13 protein-coding genes are annotated in these 17578 nt (G+C 49.1%); 3 read left to right on the top strand and 10 right to left on the bottom strand.

Annotation, left to right across the window (positions count from 1 at the left end; all coding sequences use genetic code 11):
• Window position 1: 1 nt before the first annotated feature.
• A complete protein-coding gene (locus ACSHWX_RS07445) occupies window positions 2-1198 on the top strand; it encodes an efflux RND transporter periplasmic adaptor subunit (protein ID WP_435667572.1) in 1197 nt (398 codons plus the stop codon).
• Entirely contained in the window at window positions 1195-4599 is a 3405-nt protein-coding gene (locus tag ACSHWX_RS07450) for an efflux RND transporter permease subunit (RefSeq protein ID WP_435667573.1), read from the top strand. The genes ACSHWX_RS07445 and ACSHWX_RS07450 overlap by 4 nt, the downstream gene beginning before the upstream one ends.
• Window positions 4600-4952: 353 nt before the next feature.
• On the opposite strand, the gene ACSHWX_RS07455 is transcribed toward ACSHWX_RS07450, so the two are convergent.
• The 8 genes from ACSHWX_RS07455 to ACSHWX_RS07490 all read right to left on the bottom strand — a co-directional run bounded on the left by ACSHWX_RS07455 (window position 4953) and on the right by ACSHWX_RS07490 (window position 14207).
• Window positions 4953-6875 carry an ABCB family ABC transporter ATP-binding protein/permease gene (locus tag ACSHWX_RS07455; RefSeq protein ID WP_435667574.1) on the bottom strand — a complete coding sequence of 641 codons (1923 nt, stop codon included), beginning with the start codon at window positions 6873-6875 and terminating at the stop codon, window positions 4953-4955.
• 3 nt (window positions 6876-6878) lie between these two features.
• The gene (locus ACSHWX_RS07460; RefSeq protein WP_435667575.1) at window positions 6879-7202 is read right to left on the bottom strand and encodes an ArsR/SmtB family transcription factor; all 324 of its coding nucleotides are present in this window, start codon (window positions 7200-7202) and stop codon (window positions 6879-6881) included.
• Window positions 7203-7242: 40 nt separating this feature from the next.
• Window positions 7243-9174, bottom strand: a complete 1932-nt coding sequence (locus tag ACSHWX_RS07465) for a LysM peptidoglycan-binding domain-containing protein (protein ID WP_435667576.1) — start codon at window positions 9172-9174, stop codon at window positions 7243-7245.
• Between the two features lie 205 nt (window positions 9175-9379).
• Window positions 9380-10972: a citramalate synthase gene (cimA, locus tag ACSHWX_RS07470; protein ID WP_435667577.1), complete on the bottom strand. Its 1593-nt coding sequence runs from the start codon at window positions 10970-10972 to the stop codon at window positions 9380-9382.
• A gap of 2 nt (window positions 10973-10974) precedes the next feature.
• Window positions 10975-11445, bottom strand: a complete 471-nt coding sequence (locus ACSHWX_RS07475; protein WP_435667578.1) for a GFA family protein — start codon at window positions 11443-11445, stop codon at window positions 10975-10977.
• A complete protein-coding gene (cysS, locus tag ACSHWX_RS07480; RefSeq protein WP_435667579.1) occupies window positions 11445-12887 on the bottom strand; it encodes a cysteine--tRNA ligase in 1443 nt (480 codons plus the stop codon). Before cysS ends, ACSHWX_RS07475 begins: the two co-directional genes overlap by 1 nt.
• Before the next feature lie 258 nt (window positions 12888-13145).
• Entirely contained in the window at window positions 13146-13508 is a 363-nt protein-coding gene (locus tag ACSHWX_RS07485) for a c-type cytochrome (RefSeq protein ID WP_435667580.1), read from the bottom strand.
• 156 nt (window positions 13509-13664) lie between these two features.
• Window positions 13665-14207, bottom strand: a complete 543-nt coding sequence (locus tag ACSHWX_RS07490; protein ID WP_435667581.1) for a VOC family protein — start codon at window positions 14205-14207, stop codon at window positions 13665-13667.
• 247 nt (window positions 14208-14454) lie between these two features.
• Here ACSHWX_RS07490 and ACSHWX_RS07495 point away from each other — a divergent pair, with 247 nt between their 5' ends.
• On the top strand, window positions 14455-15234 hold the full coding sequence (locus ACSHWX_RS07495; RefSeq protein WP_435667582.1) for a HalD/BesD family halogenase: 780 nt from the start codon (window positions 14455-14457) through the stop codon (window positions 15232-15234).
• Between the two features lie 4 nt (window positions 15235-15238).
• Here ACSHWX_RS07495 and ACSHWX_RS07500 read toward each other — a convergent pair whose 3' ends face one another.
• Together ACSHWX_RS07500 and ACSHWX_RS07505 are read right to left on the bottom strand one after the other, a co-directional pair.
• Complete coding sequence (locus tag ACSHWX_RS07500; RefSeq protein ID WP_435667583.1) at window positions 15239-16459, bottom strand: FAD-dependent oxidoreductase; 1221 nt, start codon at window positions 16457-16459, stop codon at window positions 15239-15241.
• 53 nt (window positions 16460-16512) lie between these two features.
• Entirely contained in the window at window positions 16513-17520 is a 1008-nt protein-coding gene (locus ACSHWX_RS07505) for a fumarylacetoacetate hydrolase family protein (RefSeq protein ID WP_435667584.1), read from the bottom strand.
• Window positions 17521-17578 lie beyond the last annotated feature (58 nt).

The following is a 17578-nucleotide window of genomic DNA, read 5'->3' on the forward strand; positions in this document are numbered from 1 at the left end:
AATGCGCTTTTTGATGTCGTACGGCGTGGCGTTTCTTTTGATTGTAGGTATTGGGGCTTGGATGGCTTCGGGCAGTATAATTCAAGGTGGCCAAGGTGAAGGCAACGGCGAACAAGCTGTTTTGGATGCCATTGATCTACCGGAAGAAAACCGGATCAAATCTTTGATGGAAGAATTTGGGCTTATCCAAAAAGAGGATGAGGCCGAAGCAGAAGTGGTTGAAGTCGCTGTTGAGGAGCCTGCGGAGGTTCTTCAGTCTGTTCGGACAAAAACATTTGTCGCTCAGGAATTACCGCTAACTGTCACCTTGCGTGGAAATACCAAGGCAAGCGCACAAGTTTCCATTCGTGCAGAGACAACGGGCATTTTGAAGACACGTCATGTCAACAAGGGTGATCATGTAAAAGCAGGCGATTTGCTCTGCGAGATTGATCAAGGCACCCGCAAGGCTCAACTTGCTCAAGCCCAAGCGTCGTTGGCAAATGCAGAACTTGATTTTGCGACAAACAAGTCACTTCGCGAAAAAGGATTAGCGGCAACAAATACCGCAAGCCAGTTTCAAGCAAATTTACAAGCTGCCCGCGCAACATTAGATAGCGCCACAGCAGAGTTAGAACGCACTATTATCCATTCAGAAGTCGCTGGGATCGTTCAAGACCCGATCGCTGAACCGGGTGATATGCTGAGCGCAGGGGCTGCCTGTGTGACCCTTATCCAACTCAATCCGATCCTGTTTGCGGGCGACATTCCAGAATCTCGCGTCAACGCGGCGGCTATCGGCCTTCCCGTAACGGTGACAACCATTACGGGTCAGGAAGTGGTTGGCACACTTAGCTACATTTCACCAAGTTCGAACGCAGCAACACGAGCGTTCCCTGTGGAAGTTGAAATTGCGAACGACGACTATTCTATTCGTGCCGGGCTCACTGCAGAAGCAGTTGCATCTCTTGGCACTGTGAAGGCACACTTTGTGCCTCAATCAGTACTAACGTTGGATAATGAAGGCACAATCGGTGTACGGGCTGTAAAGAGCGAAGAAGTATCGTTCCATTCAGTTCAGATCGTGCGCGATACAACGGATGGTATTTGGGTGACCGGTCTGCCCGATAATGTGGATATTATCACGCTTGGGCAGGAATATGTAATCGCTGGACAAAAGGTCGTTGCGGATAACACTAGCGACGAGAAAACATCATGATTGGTGCATTAGAGAACATACTAAGACGGCCAAAAACGGTCGTCACCATAATGATCGTGCTGCTCGCAGCCGGTATTTCCGCATACATTTCCCTCCCTAAAGAGGGACAGCCTGCGATCGACATTCCATATCTTTATGTGTCGGTTTCCCAAACCGGCGTATCCCCTGCGGATGCGGACCGGCTTTTGGCGCGTCCTATTGAAAACGAGTTGCGCAACCTAGATGGCCTTAAAACCATCAGCTCAACTTCGGTAACTGGACACGCGTCAGTATTCTTGGAATTTGACATCAATTTTGACAAAGATCAGGCTCTATCTGATGTGCGTGAAAAAGTTGACCGTGTAAAGTCGCAGTTGCCAGCCGATGCTGACGAGCCGAGCGTGAATGAAGTCGCCATCTCTGATTTTGCCACTGTCACAGTTGCGGTTTATGGTGATGTTCCAGAACGTGCGCTTTCCAAGACCGCTCGAAAACTAAAAGAGCAGCTTGAGGGCATTCAGTCTGTCAGCTCGGTTAACATGTCTGGCAATCGTCAAGAAGTTCTCGACGTTGTTGTGGATATCATCAAACTTGAATCATACAATCTGACCACAAGTCAATTGTTCGACGCCTTGGCGAAAAACAACCTCGTTGTGCCCGCTGGAACATTGGACACTGGTCAAGGTAAATTTGCAATTGAAGTACCCGGTCTCATTGAAAAGGGTGCCGACGTTTTCAACCTACCTTTGAAAACAGACGGCAATACCATTGTCACGTTCGGCGATGTTGCAACCATCCAGCGTACATTTAAGGATGCGAGCGCATTTACACGGGTCAATGGCCAACCGGCTGTTATTCTTGGTGTGTTCAAGCAATTGGGCTCCAATGTTATCGACCTATCGGATAGTGTTCGTAAGCTCGTTGACGAAACGGCCGTTGATCGTAACGCGGCAATCAAGACCACTGTTATGATTGACCAAGCTAAGCCTGCTCAAGATATGTTGGGCTCATTGCAGTCTGCTGTTTTGACAGCGGTTGCTTTGGTGATGATTGTGACGGTTGCGATGCTTGGTGTGCGCCCTGCCCTTATGATTGGTCTGGCGATCCCGACTTCGTTTATGATGGCATTTTTCTTCCTTCAGCTAATCGGCATGACCGTGAACATGATGATCATGTTTGGATTGGTTCTAACCGTTGGTATGCTGGTGGATGGGGCCATTGTTATTGTTGAATATGCCGACCGAAAAATTTCGGAGGGCATGGAAAGACAAGAGGCGTTTATTCGAGCGGCCAAACTCATGTTCTGGCCCGTCGTATCGTCTACTGGTACAACATTGGCTGCATTTTTACCTATGCTCATGTGGCCGGGCATCATTGGCAAATTCATGAGCTATTTGCCGATCATGGTGATTATTACACTGATTGCGTCGTTGATTACGGCCATGGTGTTCTTGCCGGTTATCGGCGGACTATTGGCGCGCAAACGTGTAAGTGCCAAAGAACAGGCTGCAGCACAGGCGCTTTCTGGCAGTGATAACTTCGACCCGAAAACCATTCCGGGTGTCACTGGACTTTATGTGAAGTTCCTCAACTCAATCATCCGTCGCCCCATCATGGTTTTGGTGGTTGGCATCGGCTCGATTGTCGGCATTTTCATGTATTACGGTGCCAACAGCACTGGCGTGGAAGCCTTCCCATCGATTGAGCCAGAATATGCCACAGTCGCGGTCACAGGGCGTGGTAACTATTCACCAGTTGAAGTGCGTGATTTACTGATTGAAGTTGAAAGAGAAGTTCTTAAAGTCACCGGCATTAAAGATGTCGTGCTGAACTTTGGCAGTGACGGCGCTGTTTCGTCACCTCCACCTGATACATTGGGCAACCTTCAACTCGAATTCGAACCATTCTCTGACCGTCGCTACGCGACACAGATTTTTGCTGATATTCGCGAGAACATCAAAGACATCTCTGGGGTTGGGGTTGAACTGCTTGAAGCAGAAGAAGGCCCGCCGACGGGTAAAGATGTCAGTATGCGGGTTGTCGCCCAGTCTTATGCCGACCTAGCGCCCACGGTAGCCAAAATCCGCAACTATGTTGAAAATGATTTGGGCAACATGATCGAAGTTGAGGATGGTCGTCCCCTTCCCGGTATTGATTGGAAAATCAATGTAAACCGCGAGCAGGCCGCTCTTTACGGCATCGGTGTTCGTGATCTAAGCCCATATGTTCAACTGGTAACAACAGGCGTATCCATCGGCACTTATCGGCCTGATGACGCGATTGACGAGCTAGATATCAAGGTTCGTTTACCTAAAGAACAGCGTAGTTTTGATGCTCTAGATTCTCTTCGCATTATTACCAATGCAGGTCTGGTTCCCGTCTCAAACTTTATTACCCGCGAAGCGGTGCCAAAAGTTGCACAAATTTCGCGTCGCAACGGGCAATATTCAATGAGTGTTCGAGCAAACGTTTCGCCAGAACTTGTGAATGGCGAACCTGTTATGGCTGCGGAAAAAGTTGAAGAGTTGAAAACTTGGGTTGCTGCGCAAACTTGGCCACAAGGCATTGAGTTTGAGTACGCAGGCGCTGATGAGCAAACCAATGAGACCAACGCATTTATGATGCAAGCCGGTCTTGGCGCGATGTTCTTGATGTTCCTGATCCTGTTGACCCAATTCAACAGCTTCTACCAAGTGGCGATTACCCTATCGACCGTGGTTATGTCGGTTGCCGGGGTGTTACTTGGTATGTTGGCGACCGGACAAGCGTTCTCCGCAATTATGACAGGCGTGGGGATTGTATCGCTCGCAGGAATTGTGGTGAACAACTCGATTGTTTTGATCGATACTTATAATCGGTTTAGGAGCGAAGGGGTAGACGCCATCACTGCGTCTTTGATGACCGCGTCTCAACGTTTACGCCCTGTTTTGCTGACAACCATCACCACGATCTTTGGTCTTATTCCAATGGCCTTAGGCATCAACCTGGACTTCTTCACGCGACAAATTGTTGTTGGCGATCCTTCAGGTGCGTGGTGGATACAGCTGGCAACAGCGGTTATTGCAGGCCTTTCATTCTCTACCCTGCTGACGCTTATTATGGTGCCCGTAATGCTGGTCGCACCGACTGTTTGGAAAACTCAATTGGCACATCTGTGGCAAATGATTACCTATCCGGTCCGCGCTATTGCGGCATGGAGAGTTGCTAAAGCTGAAGCTAAAACAGATGCTCCGGTTGAAGAGCAAGCTGATGATGAAGCAGTTCCTGCAATTGCTGCACAACAGGTTCAAGATCAACCTGCGGTCGCAAAAATTCCTAGTGATGCCGATAGTTCGAAAGAATACATCACGGGCGAATTGACCACAGAGGAACGCGATGGTGTGACCATCGTATCTCGGGCCACACCGGCGGCAGCAGAATAACAGCCACAGCTGAATGAACTTACAAATTTGGGCGCAGCATAATTAAGTGCTGCGCCCATTTTTTTATCCGGAACCTAAAGGCAAACAACAAAGTTTGGTTCTGTACCCGCGTCGACGTTTACCTTAAACCCCGCTTCTTAAATGGGACCTCAATCGCTTAGCGCGATGATCTCTCCCTCGCTCTTCACAAAAACCATTCAGCTTAACAGCACGGCTTTGGCGTTGCATATGTTGCAACTCCAAATGTAGACCATTTGCGATTTTGAGGGGGAATTCTGACCTGTAAAAGGTCAGGCAGACGGAAAAAAGCTCGACGCAACAACTAGTCGCGTCGAACTTAGTCTAACTTGGGTTTATTTTGTTGGAACACGATCAGGGTTCTTACCCAAGTACCCTTCGGTGTCAGTTTCACGGGCAAGACGGAGTTTTTCACCCGCTTCATCCACTTCGCGCTGGCGGTTCCACATTTGGGCATAAAGACCATCTTGTTCCAGCAAGTTTTCATGGTTGCCGCGTTCTGCGATTTCACCTGCTTTAAGCACGATAATCTCGTCTGCATTGATAACCGTCGAAAGACGGTGGGCAATGACCAACGTTGTGCGGTTTTGCGAAACATGATCCAAGGCCGATTGGATTTCGCGCTCGGTTTGCGTATCAAGCGCTGACGTTGCTTCATCCAAAATCAAAATTGGCGGGCTCTTCAAAATGGTCCGCGCAATCGCCACCCGTTGCTTTTCACCACCAGACAATTTCAATCCGCGTTCACCCACAGGCGTATCAAACCCTTGCGGCAATCCTTCAATGAAGTCCGCGATTTGGGCAAGACGAGCCGCTTCCATCACCTCCTCATCTGTTGCATCAGGACGGCCATAGCGAATGTTGTAGGCGATAGTGTCATTGAACAGAACTGTGTCTTGCGGCACCATACCGACAGAGGCACGCAAGGATTTTTGCGTAACGTCGCGCACGTCTTGGCCGTCAATTTCCACACTGCCTTCAATCGCATCGTAGAACCTGTAGATCAGTCGCGAAATTGTCGACTTCCCTGCCCCCGACGGGCCAACAACCGCGATGGTTTTGCCTGCGGGCACTTCAAAGCTTACGCCTTTGAGGATTTCGCGATCTGGGTCATAATGAAACTGAACATCGTTGAATTTGACGTTCGGGCCTTTAATGTCCAGCGGCTTGGCATCTTGTTTATCAAGAATTTCAGCGTCTTTGTCGAGCAGCTCGAACATGTTTTCAATGTCGGTCAGTCCTTGACGAATTTCCCGATAGACAAATCCGATGAAGTTGAGCGGACGATAAATCTGCATCATATACATGTTGATCAGAACGAAATCGCCGACCGTGATCGCGCCAGAAAGAACACTATTCACCGACATGATAGAGATGGTAATCATGCCAACCCAGAAGATAACCGCTTGGCCAAAGTTTAAGAACCCAAGCGACGTCCACATGCGGATCGCTGCGCCTTCGTACGTGGCCATAGAATCGTCGAAACGACGCGCTTCCATTTCTTCGTTGCCAAAATATTTGACGGTTTCAAAGTTCAACAAGCTATCGATGGCTTTTGAATTGGCTTCGGTATCGCTTTCGTTCATTACGCGGCGAATACCAATCCGCCAATTTGAGGCCTTCACCGTAAAAAAGATGTAGCCAACAACGGTAAGCACCAAAACTGCAAGATAGGGCAATCCAAAACGCCACACGAAGATGGTCGAAATGATGATGAATTGCACGACCGTTGGCGCGGTGTTGAGCATTGTAAACCGTACGATGGTTTCAATGCCCTTCGTTCCCCGCTCAATCACACGCGACAGACCGCCAGTGCGGCGCTGAAGGTGATAGCGCAGTGACAAATGATGCAAGTGAATGAATGTGCGATGTGCCAATTGTCGAACCGCGTGCTGGCCGACAGAGGCGAACAAAACGTCACGCAATTGCATGAAGCCACTTTCAACAATATGGCCAAGACCATAGGCAATCGCAAAAATGATTGGCAACGATATGCCTAGCATTTTTGCTTGATCTGTCCCTAAGGGCAAACCCAAAGCGTCGATCACTTGGCTATAGAACAGTGGTGCGAGCGTGGATGCACCCATTGCGGCCAGCAAAGCGACGATGGCCAGCAGCACTCTTGCTTTCAAGTCGGGACGATCTGAAGGCCACATATAGGGCCATAGGTTTTTAAGTGTTGTAAACGTTGAGCCTTCTTCAGCACTCACCGTTTGGCTTTTAGAAGAAGCCGGGCGACCTGTTGGCGCTAGAGCCATGCATTACTCCGATTTTTGAGGAATTCTAGTCTGGGTGAGCGGTGTCACCGTTTTGTCGAATAGTGATTGCACCGCGCAAAATTGTTCGGCGCTGATGCTATAACAGTTTTTTGTGCCTTGCCCACGGCGCTCAATTAGCCCTGCTTCAAGCAGCACTTTAAGGTGCTGAGAAACTGTTGATTGAGCCAATTCAACACATGACATAACGTCACCGCAGCACGGTGTTCTTATGTCAGACAGATAGCGTAAAATGGCCAAACGCGCCGGATGTGAAAGGGCGCGCATGGCTTTAGCAAGTTGTTGATCGTCAGGTGAAATATTATTCATCGTAATATTACGATAAAGAGAATTTACACCGATGACAAGCCTATTCTTCGTCCGGCAACTCAAACACTTGGCCGGGGAAGATCAGTTCAGGACGCGAGATGCTGTTGCTATTCGCCTCATAAATTGTTGTATATTTTATACCACTACCATAGACACGACGTGCGATTGTCCAAAGATTGTCGCCTTTGCGAATAATCGCATGGCCAGAGACAAAACGTTGTTCGTCACCCTCACCAACTGATGTTGCCGTAATCGTACCCACCTCAGCTTCAGCGACATCCACAGTCGCTTCAACTGCCTCAGCGGTTTCAACGATATCGTTTGTGGCAGGTGCGTCAGCAGAGACGTTATTTTCTTGAACTGGAGACGCCTCTTCGACAACTTCAATCTCAGCCGCCGCCTCCTCAACTGGTGCTGGTTGAGTAGTTTCCGCTTCTGTGGTGTTCGCAATCTCTACAGTGGGTGCTTCAACCACCTTATCGACAACCACACTTTCCTCAACTGGCGTTGTGGGTGCAACTTCTTCAACAGTGCTGGTCGCTTCAGGTTGAACTTGTTCAACTTCTGCGACAATGATCTCTTCTTCAACTGGTGCTGGTGTTTCAACCGGCTCGGTTTCTGCAACATCCAACGCAAAGTCTTCAATCACGAAATTGACTTCAGTTCGTGCAGCCACTTCCGCTGTATCCGCCGCAAGTAAGTCCGCCCGGATGCGTTGATTTTCCTTCGTCAGCACATTTTGTGTCTCGATCAACCAGCGCCCGTCAGCCACAATCGCATCAGCAACATACTTGTTGTCGACATATACCCGCATGGTCGCGCCATTCGGGCCAGCACCGGCGATGAAATTCAATTCACCGTCAATCTCAATTGCATCAATTGTTGGCTGAATGACGGCTTCAATCGCCGCGATCTCAGTTTCTTCGACCTCGGTTGTCGCAACCTCCTGATCGTTGGCCACAGGCACATCAGGTGTTTGCGCAGCTGGCTGTTCGATGACAGCAACCGCTGTTTCTTCAACTTGCTCTGGCGTCGTATCCACGACTTCAACTGCGTTTGCCGGCGCTTCAACTGCTTCGTCTTGAGCAGCTTTTGCGACCTCAATCACGTCTTCAGGTGCAGCAACCTCAACAGCCGGGACAGCCGGAACAGTTTCTTTGATTTTATCCTCAGCCACTTCAACCACTGGCTCGGCTGGTGCAACAACTGCCTCAACAGTTGTTGTTTCAACTTCGGCAGAAACCACTTCTTCTGCCGCAACAGCTGTTTTGTCTGCGCCAGTTTCGTCTGCGCCAGGTTCATCGGCCTCAGCGACTTCCGAAACGTCCTCAACTGGTGTTGCTTCGGGTTCGATAAGAGTAACTGGTGTGTCTTGTTCTACAATCGGCGAATCATTTGAAGGGTTTGACTCGGTTTGTTGCGTGTCCGCGGGAGCGACTTCAGGTACTGATTCAACTTGTGCAACTTGGGTTGGTTGTTCGCTCAAACCTTGAATGATATCGCTGGCTTGCCCGGGCACTGATGCAACAACGATTGGCTCTTTGTCCCTGCCCTCATGTATTAAAACTATTTCTGATTTCTCAGCAATTTTTACATTGCCTTTGGCATCCAGCGCCTCAACGGTGATTTCAACGCCGCCAGTTGCAAGTGCATTCTCAGGTACAAAAACCCACTCGCCTGAATTCTCTGGCTTGGTTTTTCCCAAAATCTGGCCGTTGGATTTTACGACTATTGTGTCATCCACATCCGCGGTGCCTACAATGACGACAAACCCGTCAGCGGCGGCGCGTGCGATGGTGAAATCCGGGGCTTTTGCCTCGACCATGACTTCATCTGTTGCTTGTGTATCGTCCTGCGTCGACGCAGCTGGAACCATTTCAGGCTCAACAGCTTTAACGTCAGATGTTTGCTCGCTGGATGAATCTTTTGTCGCTTCAGCGGTTTTAGCCTCATCGCTTCCACGATTAAACACTTGTGTCGCGACACATTGTAAAAATGGCTGTCGCGCATTGCTCGCACATGTGGAAATTGCCGGTGCTGCTACAACGCCGGTAACGACTGCCGCTGTTGCAGCAGCAAAGCCTAACGCTACAAACAGATTTGAATTCGTTGCACTCTCAGCCAGGGTCGCCTCCCGATTACTTAGCTGGTTGGACCGTTAAACTGCAGGTTTGTTCTCATCCCTGCTCAGTCTTTAGTAATTTATACGTAACAGACTCATACAGCGCCTCGAACGAAGCATCAATGATGTTTGCAGAAACACCGACGGTAAACCAACGTTCACCACTTGCATCCCGTGATTCAACCAGCACACGGGTGACCGCGCCCGTGCCACCGTTTAAGATACGCACCTTAAAATCTACGAGTTCTAGATCATCAATTCGGTCTGAATATTTGCCCAAATCTTTGCGCATCGCTAAATCGAGCGCGTTGACTGGTCCATTGCCTTCGGCCACAGACATCAACATTTCGCCATCCACTTCGATTTTGACCACCGCTTCTGACATGGTCGTCAACTCGCCACGCGCATTGTAGCGACGTTCAACGGTTGTTCTAAAGCTTTCGACCCGAAAATACTCCCGCAAATCACCCAGTGTTTTGTGCGCTAGAAGTGCAAATGACGCATCCGCGCCATCGTAGGAATACCCCCGCGCTTCTCGCTCTTTAACGGCACGTAAAAGACCATCAAGTCGAGGATCATTTTTTTCCACTTGGATACCAATTCGAGCAAGAACCGTGATCAGGTTGGATTTCCCTGCCTGCTGAGACACCATCACATTGCGCTGATTGCCAACTATTTCAGGCTCGATATGCTCGTAACAAGATGGGTCTTTTTGCAATGCAGAAGCGTGGATGCCTGCCTTGGTGGCAAAGGCAGATGCGCCAACATAAGGCGACTGCCGGGCTGGTGCTCGGTTCAGTAATTCGTCAAAATTGCGCGACAAGGCCGTCAAATTCAGCAGCTGAGCGGATGTTACGCCGGTTTCAATCGTCGAGGAAAAGGGCTCTTTAAGCGCCAAAGTTGGCATAAGCGAAATCAAGTTGGCGTTGCCACATCTTTCGCCAATACCGTTTAGTGTTCCCTGCACCTGCCTGACCCCAGCGCGTACCGCCGCTAGCGTATTTGCCACCGCCTGTTCGGTATCGTTGTGCGCATGAATGCCCAAATGTTTACCCGGCACAACGCTCGTCACTTTCGTCACGATCTCGTGGATCTCACTGGGCATGGTGCCGCCATTGGTGTCGCACAGCACAATCCAGCGCGCACCAGCCTCAAATGCCGTCTTTGCGCATTTCAGTGCATAGTCAGGGTTTGCTTTATAGCCGTCAAAAAAGTGTTCACAATCAACAATGGTTTCGCGACCACTCGACACCGCTGCGCGAACAGACGCATCAACGGATTGCAAGTTTTCATCCAAGCTAATGCCCATTGCCAATTCAATTTGGCGGTCCCAAGCCTTAGCGACAAAACAGATGGCTTCGGCCTCAGACTGCAACAATCCTTGCAGGCCCGGATCATTTTCAACAGATCGGCCCGTCCGCTTGGTCATGCCGAAGGCGGTGAATTTAGCCCGCTTCGTGCGTTTTTTGGAAAAGAACTCCGTATCGACCACGTTAGCGCCAGGGTAACCGCCTTCAATATAATCAACGCCCAAATCGTCCAACAGCTTGGCGATGGTAATCTTATCTTCAACAGAAAACTCGATCCCAGCGGTTTGCGCTCCGTCGCGCAACGTCGTGTCAAACAGATATAGGCGTTCTTTGGTCATGATTACTCTTTTGGCCAAGTTGTTGTGTCGTGGTCCGGGTGTTGGAAGTTTTGCAACTTCACACAAGATTGCTCCACCCCATATGTGTCCTCACGGACTTTGAGTTTATGCAAAGTATCAAAACTTTGAATGCGCGATTTAGTAGCCAACTGCTTGTTCGGGGCGACTTTGTCTGGATCATCAAAAGCACCAATGGCCAAAGACACCCCGTCCCCATGCCATTCATACGTCAGCGGCGTGCCGCAATCTTTGCAAAAGCCACGTTTGGCGATGTTTGAACTAACGAAATAACTCACTTCACCGCGAGACCATTCAACTTTATTGTCGGCAAATGTCGCAAACGCACCGAAATATCCGCCGGTTTGTTTTTGGCACATGCGGCAATGACAAATTGACGATGCAAACTCATCTCCATGAGCCTTAAACCGCACAGCACCGCATTGGCAGCCGCCAGTGTGAATTGTTTCGCTCATCAAACCAGTTCCCAAGTCGTGATGCGCTCACCCGCATCGTTTTTGCCATCGTTGAGCTTGATACCCATTGCTGTCAGTTCATTCCGGATGGTGTCCGCATCTGCCCAATTCTTGTTGTTCAAATGCTCAAGGCGCGCAGCGATTTTTGTTTCAATCTCGTCTGCGTTCTCATGAACGGGGCCCTCAGATTGAGCCTTTTCAAACGCCTGCATACCGTCAAACATGACAACACCCAGCAAGTTAAGCGACCCAAATAGTCTTTGTGCATTGTGTTCTTTGTCACCGCCTGCATGGCGATGGAGTTCAGCCAAAACGCCAGACATGTTTAAATCATTTGCAAGATGCGTAAGCAGTTTGGAACATGGCCCGAGCGCTTCATATTCTTCGCGATTTTCCTCGCCAAAACTCAATCCCAATTTCAACATCACCGATTTCCAACGGTTGAGGCTTTTTTCTGCTTCCTCAAGTCGTTTTTGCGTAAAATCAATCGGCTCGCGGTGATTAGTCATCAGCATGGCAAGGCGCAAAACATCGCCGGGCCACTTGCGTCCGCCAAATTTCTCGGTCTCCAAAAGATCAGCAATAGTGTAGAAATTGCCCAAGCTTTTGGACATTTTCTCACCTTCGATTTGCAAAAATCCGTTATGCATCCAAACATTGGCCATATGTCGATTGCCATGCGCACAGCGCGACTGGGCCAGCTCATTTTCATGATGTGGGAAAACCAAATCGATACCACCGCCATGGATGTCAAAATGCTTGCCAATATATCGCTCGGACATGGCTGAACATTCGATGTGCCAGCCCGGGCGACCCCTACCCCAGGGACTTTTCCAACCGGGTTGCTTTTCGTTTGAAAGCTTCCACAGCACAAAGTCACCGGGGTTCTTTTTGTGGGCTTCAACTTCAACCCGCGCACCTGCCTGCATATCGTCTAAATTGCGGTTCGAGAGTTTGCCATAATCAGGCATGGACGTGACATCAAACAGCACTTCGCCGCCTGCTTCGTAGGCGTGGTCTTTTTTGACGAGCACCTCGATCATTTCGATCATTTCAGCAATGTTGTCTGTCGCGCGAGGCTCTATGGTTGGGTCAAGATTTCCGAGCGCTAACATGTCACTTCGATATTGGCGCGTTGTGCGCTCCGTCACTTCGCGGATCGCGGCATTTAAGCTTATTTTTGGATGTTCTTTGACCGCGCGCGCATTGATTTTGTCATCAACATCGGTGATGTTGCGCACATAAACCACATGCTCGGTGCCGTAAACATGGCGCAGCAGCCGATAAAGTACATCAAAAACAATGACAGGGCGCGCGTTACCGATATGCGCATAATCATAAACGGTTGGGCCACACACATACATGCGCACATTATTCTCGTCGATGGGGACGAAGGTTTCTTTAGAGCGCGTCAGGGTGTTGTAGAGTTTAATTTCAGTCATTTGCCTCAACCATAAATGGTGTTTGCCCGTAAGGCAGCGAGGTCAATTTTTACGAAAATTTGTCAAATAGAGAACCACGCCGCCAATGTGAATTAGCGAATAATAATGCAGCCGATAATACAGATTGCGTTTTGGTTCTTCATGATGGCGGCACTGTGCATTGGCCATTGAAATAAATCAAGCCGTTACAAACAAAAAGCGCCGCAAAATGCGACGCTTTAATTCATTGAATATCAAATCGTTGATATTTTTGGCTGGTTAGCCTTTCTTGACGCGATACTGATCGTGACAAGATTTACAGCTTCCACCAAGCACTGGAATAGCGGCACCCGCTGTTGCGTCTGCTTCCAATTTATCAAGAATGCCGACAAACATGTCCCATTCTTCCCAAATTTTTGGGCTGGCTTCAGAAGTTGCGCTCATTGAACCTTCTGGAAACAACATTTTTAACTTCGCCGCCAAAGGTGCAACTGCTGCTGCATCACCAGCTTTAAGCGCTGCGCCCATTGCCTTCATCGCCGCCTGACGCTGCGCAATTGGATCTTCGTCCGCAACGATTGCGCTGCCACCAAATGCCAGTGAAAGTCCTGCTACTGCCGCTAAAACAATCTTAAATTTCATATTGCCGTCCCTATCCCTAATGCTGATTGACCAAACTTATATGTCGATTATGCAAGAAAAAAGGCAACAATCCATGAAAATTGTGGTCGTCACCGCTTCACAAGTGCTCACTTAAACGTGAAGCAGTGATCGACCAACAGATATTCGACGATGTTCTTAGACGTCTTCAAGCTCTTTTGCGTGCAACCAATCTGCGTGTTTGGGCGCTTTTTTGGTTCTTGACCATTCTTCTAGCATTTCCCACTTCACGCTATCCAAGCGCTTGAGCAGCTCATCTTCTTTAGGGTCAGGACATGCCAGTTCAACACGGTGACCGTTTGGATCGAAGAAATAGATAGAATGGAAAATTGAGTGATCTGTTACGCCCAAGACCTCGACGCCATTTGCCTCTAGGTGCTCTTTAAACTCAATTAGTTCATCGCGATCTTTTACTTTGAAAGCGATATGCTGCACCCAGATCGGGGTGTTTTCGTCGCGTCCCATTTCCGGTTTGGTTGGAAGTTCAAAGAATGCCAACACGTTGCCATTACCTGCATCTAGGAAAAGGTGCATGTATGGATCTGGTTCATGGGTGGATGGCACATGGTCTTCAGCGATCGCCAATACAAAATCCATATTGAGCATCTTGGTGTACCACTCAACGGTTTCTTTGGCATCTTTGCAGCGATAGGCCACGTGATGGATTTTCTCAATTTTCATGATCGCCTCTCCAATTAGTTTCATCTGTAACTATAAAGTCAAATTAGTTACGAATGAAACTAATTGCAAGCACATTTTGCATTTTTGCCAACGACAATTTTTGGCTAGGTCTATTTACTGCGAATCAAAGCTCACTTTTTGACAGGTTCTGAAATGTCTGCTCGCAATGATTCAACTTTTATTACGTCAGAGCGCCGTTATAGTCGTCGTATCCGAAGAATGAATTTCTGAGACGCGAGGGAACATCATGGATTTGAATGAGATCGTCGACTTGACCGCATACCCAATTGATAGCGCTGCGTTTCGTGCGCAATGTCGCAAAACTTTTAACGAGCAAGGCATTTTGATTATGCCGCAATTCGTGACCCAAACCGCGATTGCAACTATGTATGCTGAGGGCTGTGAAAATCAGGAAAGCGTTTTTGCCAGCACAAAAGAACACAATGTCTATCTCAGCGCACCAGACCCTAAATTTGCGCATGACCATCCCCGCAACCGGCTCGTTACTTCCTCAAAAGGATGTCTAACGGACGATCAAATCCCCGCGGCCTCGGCTCTACGCGCTCTTTATGATGAGGAAATTTTTCGCGGGTTTCTTTGCGACGTGCTTGGGGAAGAGGCTCTTTACGAATATGCAGACCCTTTATCGTCCATCAACCTGCATTTTGCGGCGAAAGGCCAAGAGCTTGGCTGGCATTTCGACAATTCATCATTCGCGATTACGTTGATGGTGCAACCGCCTGAAAAGGGTGGCCTGTTCGAATATGTCAGTGCAGTGCGCGACGCAGATGCAGGTGATATGAACTATGATACCGTCGGCGAAATTCTGGATGGACGTACTGCTGTCGAGCAAGTGAGCGCTGATGCTGGGACGCTGGTGTTTTTTCGCGGACGAAATTCCATACACCGGGTTGCGCCAAACGAAGGCGATCAGGTGCGTATGCTGGCCGTCCTCGCCTATAATACAGAACCTGGCATTTCTCTGTCTGAAGAAGCTCAAATGACCTTTTACGGGCGCAAAGGTTAGAAGATCAGATTGGATAAGCACCATTCAATGTCGATAACGCCCGATCTAGCATCTCGTCGTCACTGAGATCAGAAAGATCAAGTGCCGGCGTTCCGCCATTGAACCCCATCAGAATGGGCGCGCCAATGAATTTATATAGGTTGAGCCACTGATTGAATTGCCCCGGTGGCAACCCATTGTCTGGCGTGCCCAGCCAAGTGACTTCTTTATCCCAAAAGACGTCGTCAAACTTGAGTACAAATTTATCCAAAACACCCATCCCGAGCCGAGCGATTGCATTTTTCTTGTGATCGGGCAGCGGCGGAGAAAAGCCAATATCGCCGCGTTTGAGGACACCAAGTGGCACTGTGACGATAACAGCGTCAAACCGCTGTTCATCCGCATTGTTAATTACAAGATCAACACCACTTGATGCCAAGGATATCTGTTGAATGATAGCGCGTAGCTTCACAGGGTATGTTCCTGAAAAGTGCTTCAAAATTTGCGCATAGCCGTCAGGCAAAATCACTTCGTCACCGGAATAGTCGTCTTGCGCTAGATAGGCATCAACATTGATTTGATCCCGCTCAGCGCCGGCATCATGTTGCACATAGATGACATCTTCTAACCAGCTTGGCGCATCTTCTTCATCAATTTCCTGCCCACCGTTTACGCGGATTATGTCACTGTCAGGGGTCACAATGCGTGCAAGATCCAATTTGTCGGCGATTGTCGTCAGTGGATTTCCATTTATCCCATGGATCCAACTTGCCCCTAAATCAAGTGGCACGCCCAGTCGATTATCGGTCCACAACCGACCACCAATGCGATCTCGTGCTTCAAACACCTCGACATCTCGTCCAGCCCTGAACAACGCATGGGCCGCGGCGAGCCCACTGATGCCTGCGCCAATAACTGCGATTTTGTGTGCAGATGTGTCTTTAACGGAATTAGCTGTACGAATGCCCGATTCGTAGGCGGCATGTACCGTGCTATTATAATCTGGATGCACCGCCTCACCCGCAAAGAATATACGATTTGCGATGGGTGCTTCAAGCCTTTGACGGTCTAGCTGTTTTGCTTCGCGCGCAACATAGGAATATGACCCGCATGAAAATGGATCTTTGCTCCAATTGGTTCTGATATATCCCGTTGCATTGCGCGGGTTTTGCGCCATGGCGGGAATGGGCAGAAAACTCGCCATGAACGCAGCACCCATTGGGGCAAACAAATCACGCCGTCTCATGTCCAGTTCCTCTGCTTCAAAGGCAATGCTGCTGGTGCAACATCGCTCGGCACCTAGTCTTCTAAAACCGTCACGGTCTGACTGATTTCACCTATTGGAAATGTTCCATCTTCTGCCAAAAAGCGGATCGCAACCTTATCGCTCTGTTTTAAGAAAGGCGTTGTGGCTTTTTCATTTTTTGCTTTTTCCGCCGTACGCGCTTCAACGATGCAGGAAAAGCCAATTCCATCGCTACCGATTGGAAGAATTTCATCATGGGTGTTCGCGACTGTGCCTGAGCCAAGAATTGTCCCCGCACTCAGATTACGTGTTCTGGCGGCTTCAGCAATCAATTGCGGGAAGTCAAACAGCATATCGATGTGAGTACTTGGTTGGCCATAAAGCACGCCATTTACCCGTGACTGAAGTTTCCCCGTTAGTTTTTTACCATCCCATGCAGCGCCGAATTCGTCCGGCGTTGCAACAATGGGTCCAAAACTTGATGATGGTTTGGCGTGAAAAAACCCAAATCCGCCCTGCAAATCATCTGCGACCAGACGGCGCAGTGAAACATCATTGCAAATCGTGATGAGCCGTATGGCCTGTTCCGCCTCTTCAGCATTTGCGCCCATCGACACAGGGCCAAGAATGACAGCCAATTCGGCTTCAAAATCCACCGCCAGCTCGTCGTCCGGCACCACGATATCATCATGAGCACCTAACAACGTGTCTGATCCGCCTTGATACATAATTGGGCGTGCGGTTTGCAACTCAGCATCTTTGGACCCCACCGCAGTTCGCACGCGCTCTAAATGGCTCATATAGGCACTGGCGTCGATCCACTGGTATGCGCGGGGCAAAGGCGACATGGTCATTGAGGCATCGAATGGTTTGCCTGAAATATCACCCTTGTTGAGTTTTACGCTTAGCGCACTCAATGGGGTTGATACTTCATCCCAGCGGTCCAATGCATCTTGCAAAGTGGGCGCAATGGCGCTGGCTTGAGTGAACCGAGAAAGGTCTGTGGAGACGATAGCCAATTGGCCATCGATCGTGCCATTTCGCAATGTTGCAAGCTTCATTTTTCTTCCCGCGCAAGATTTGTTGAATGAAATTTAATACGGATTTGGCAAGCTTGTG

The sequence above is a fragment of the Maritalea sp. genome (assembly GCF_051251695.1).
Lineage (GTDB): Bacteria > Pseudomonadota > Alphaproteobacteria > Rhizobiales > Devosiaceae > Maritalea.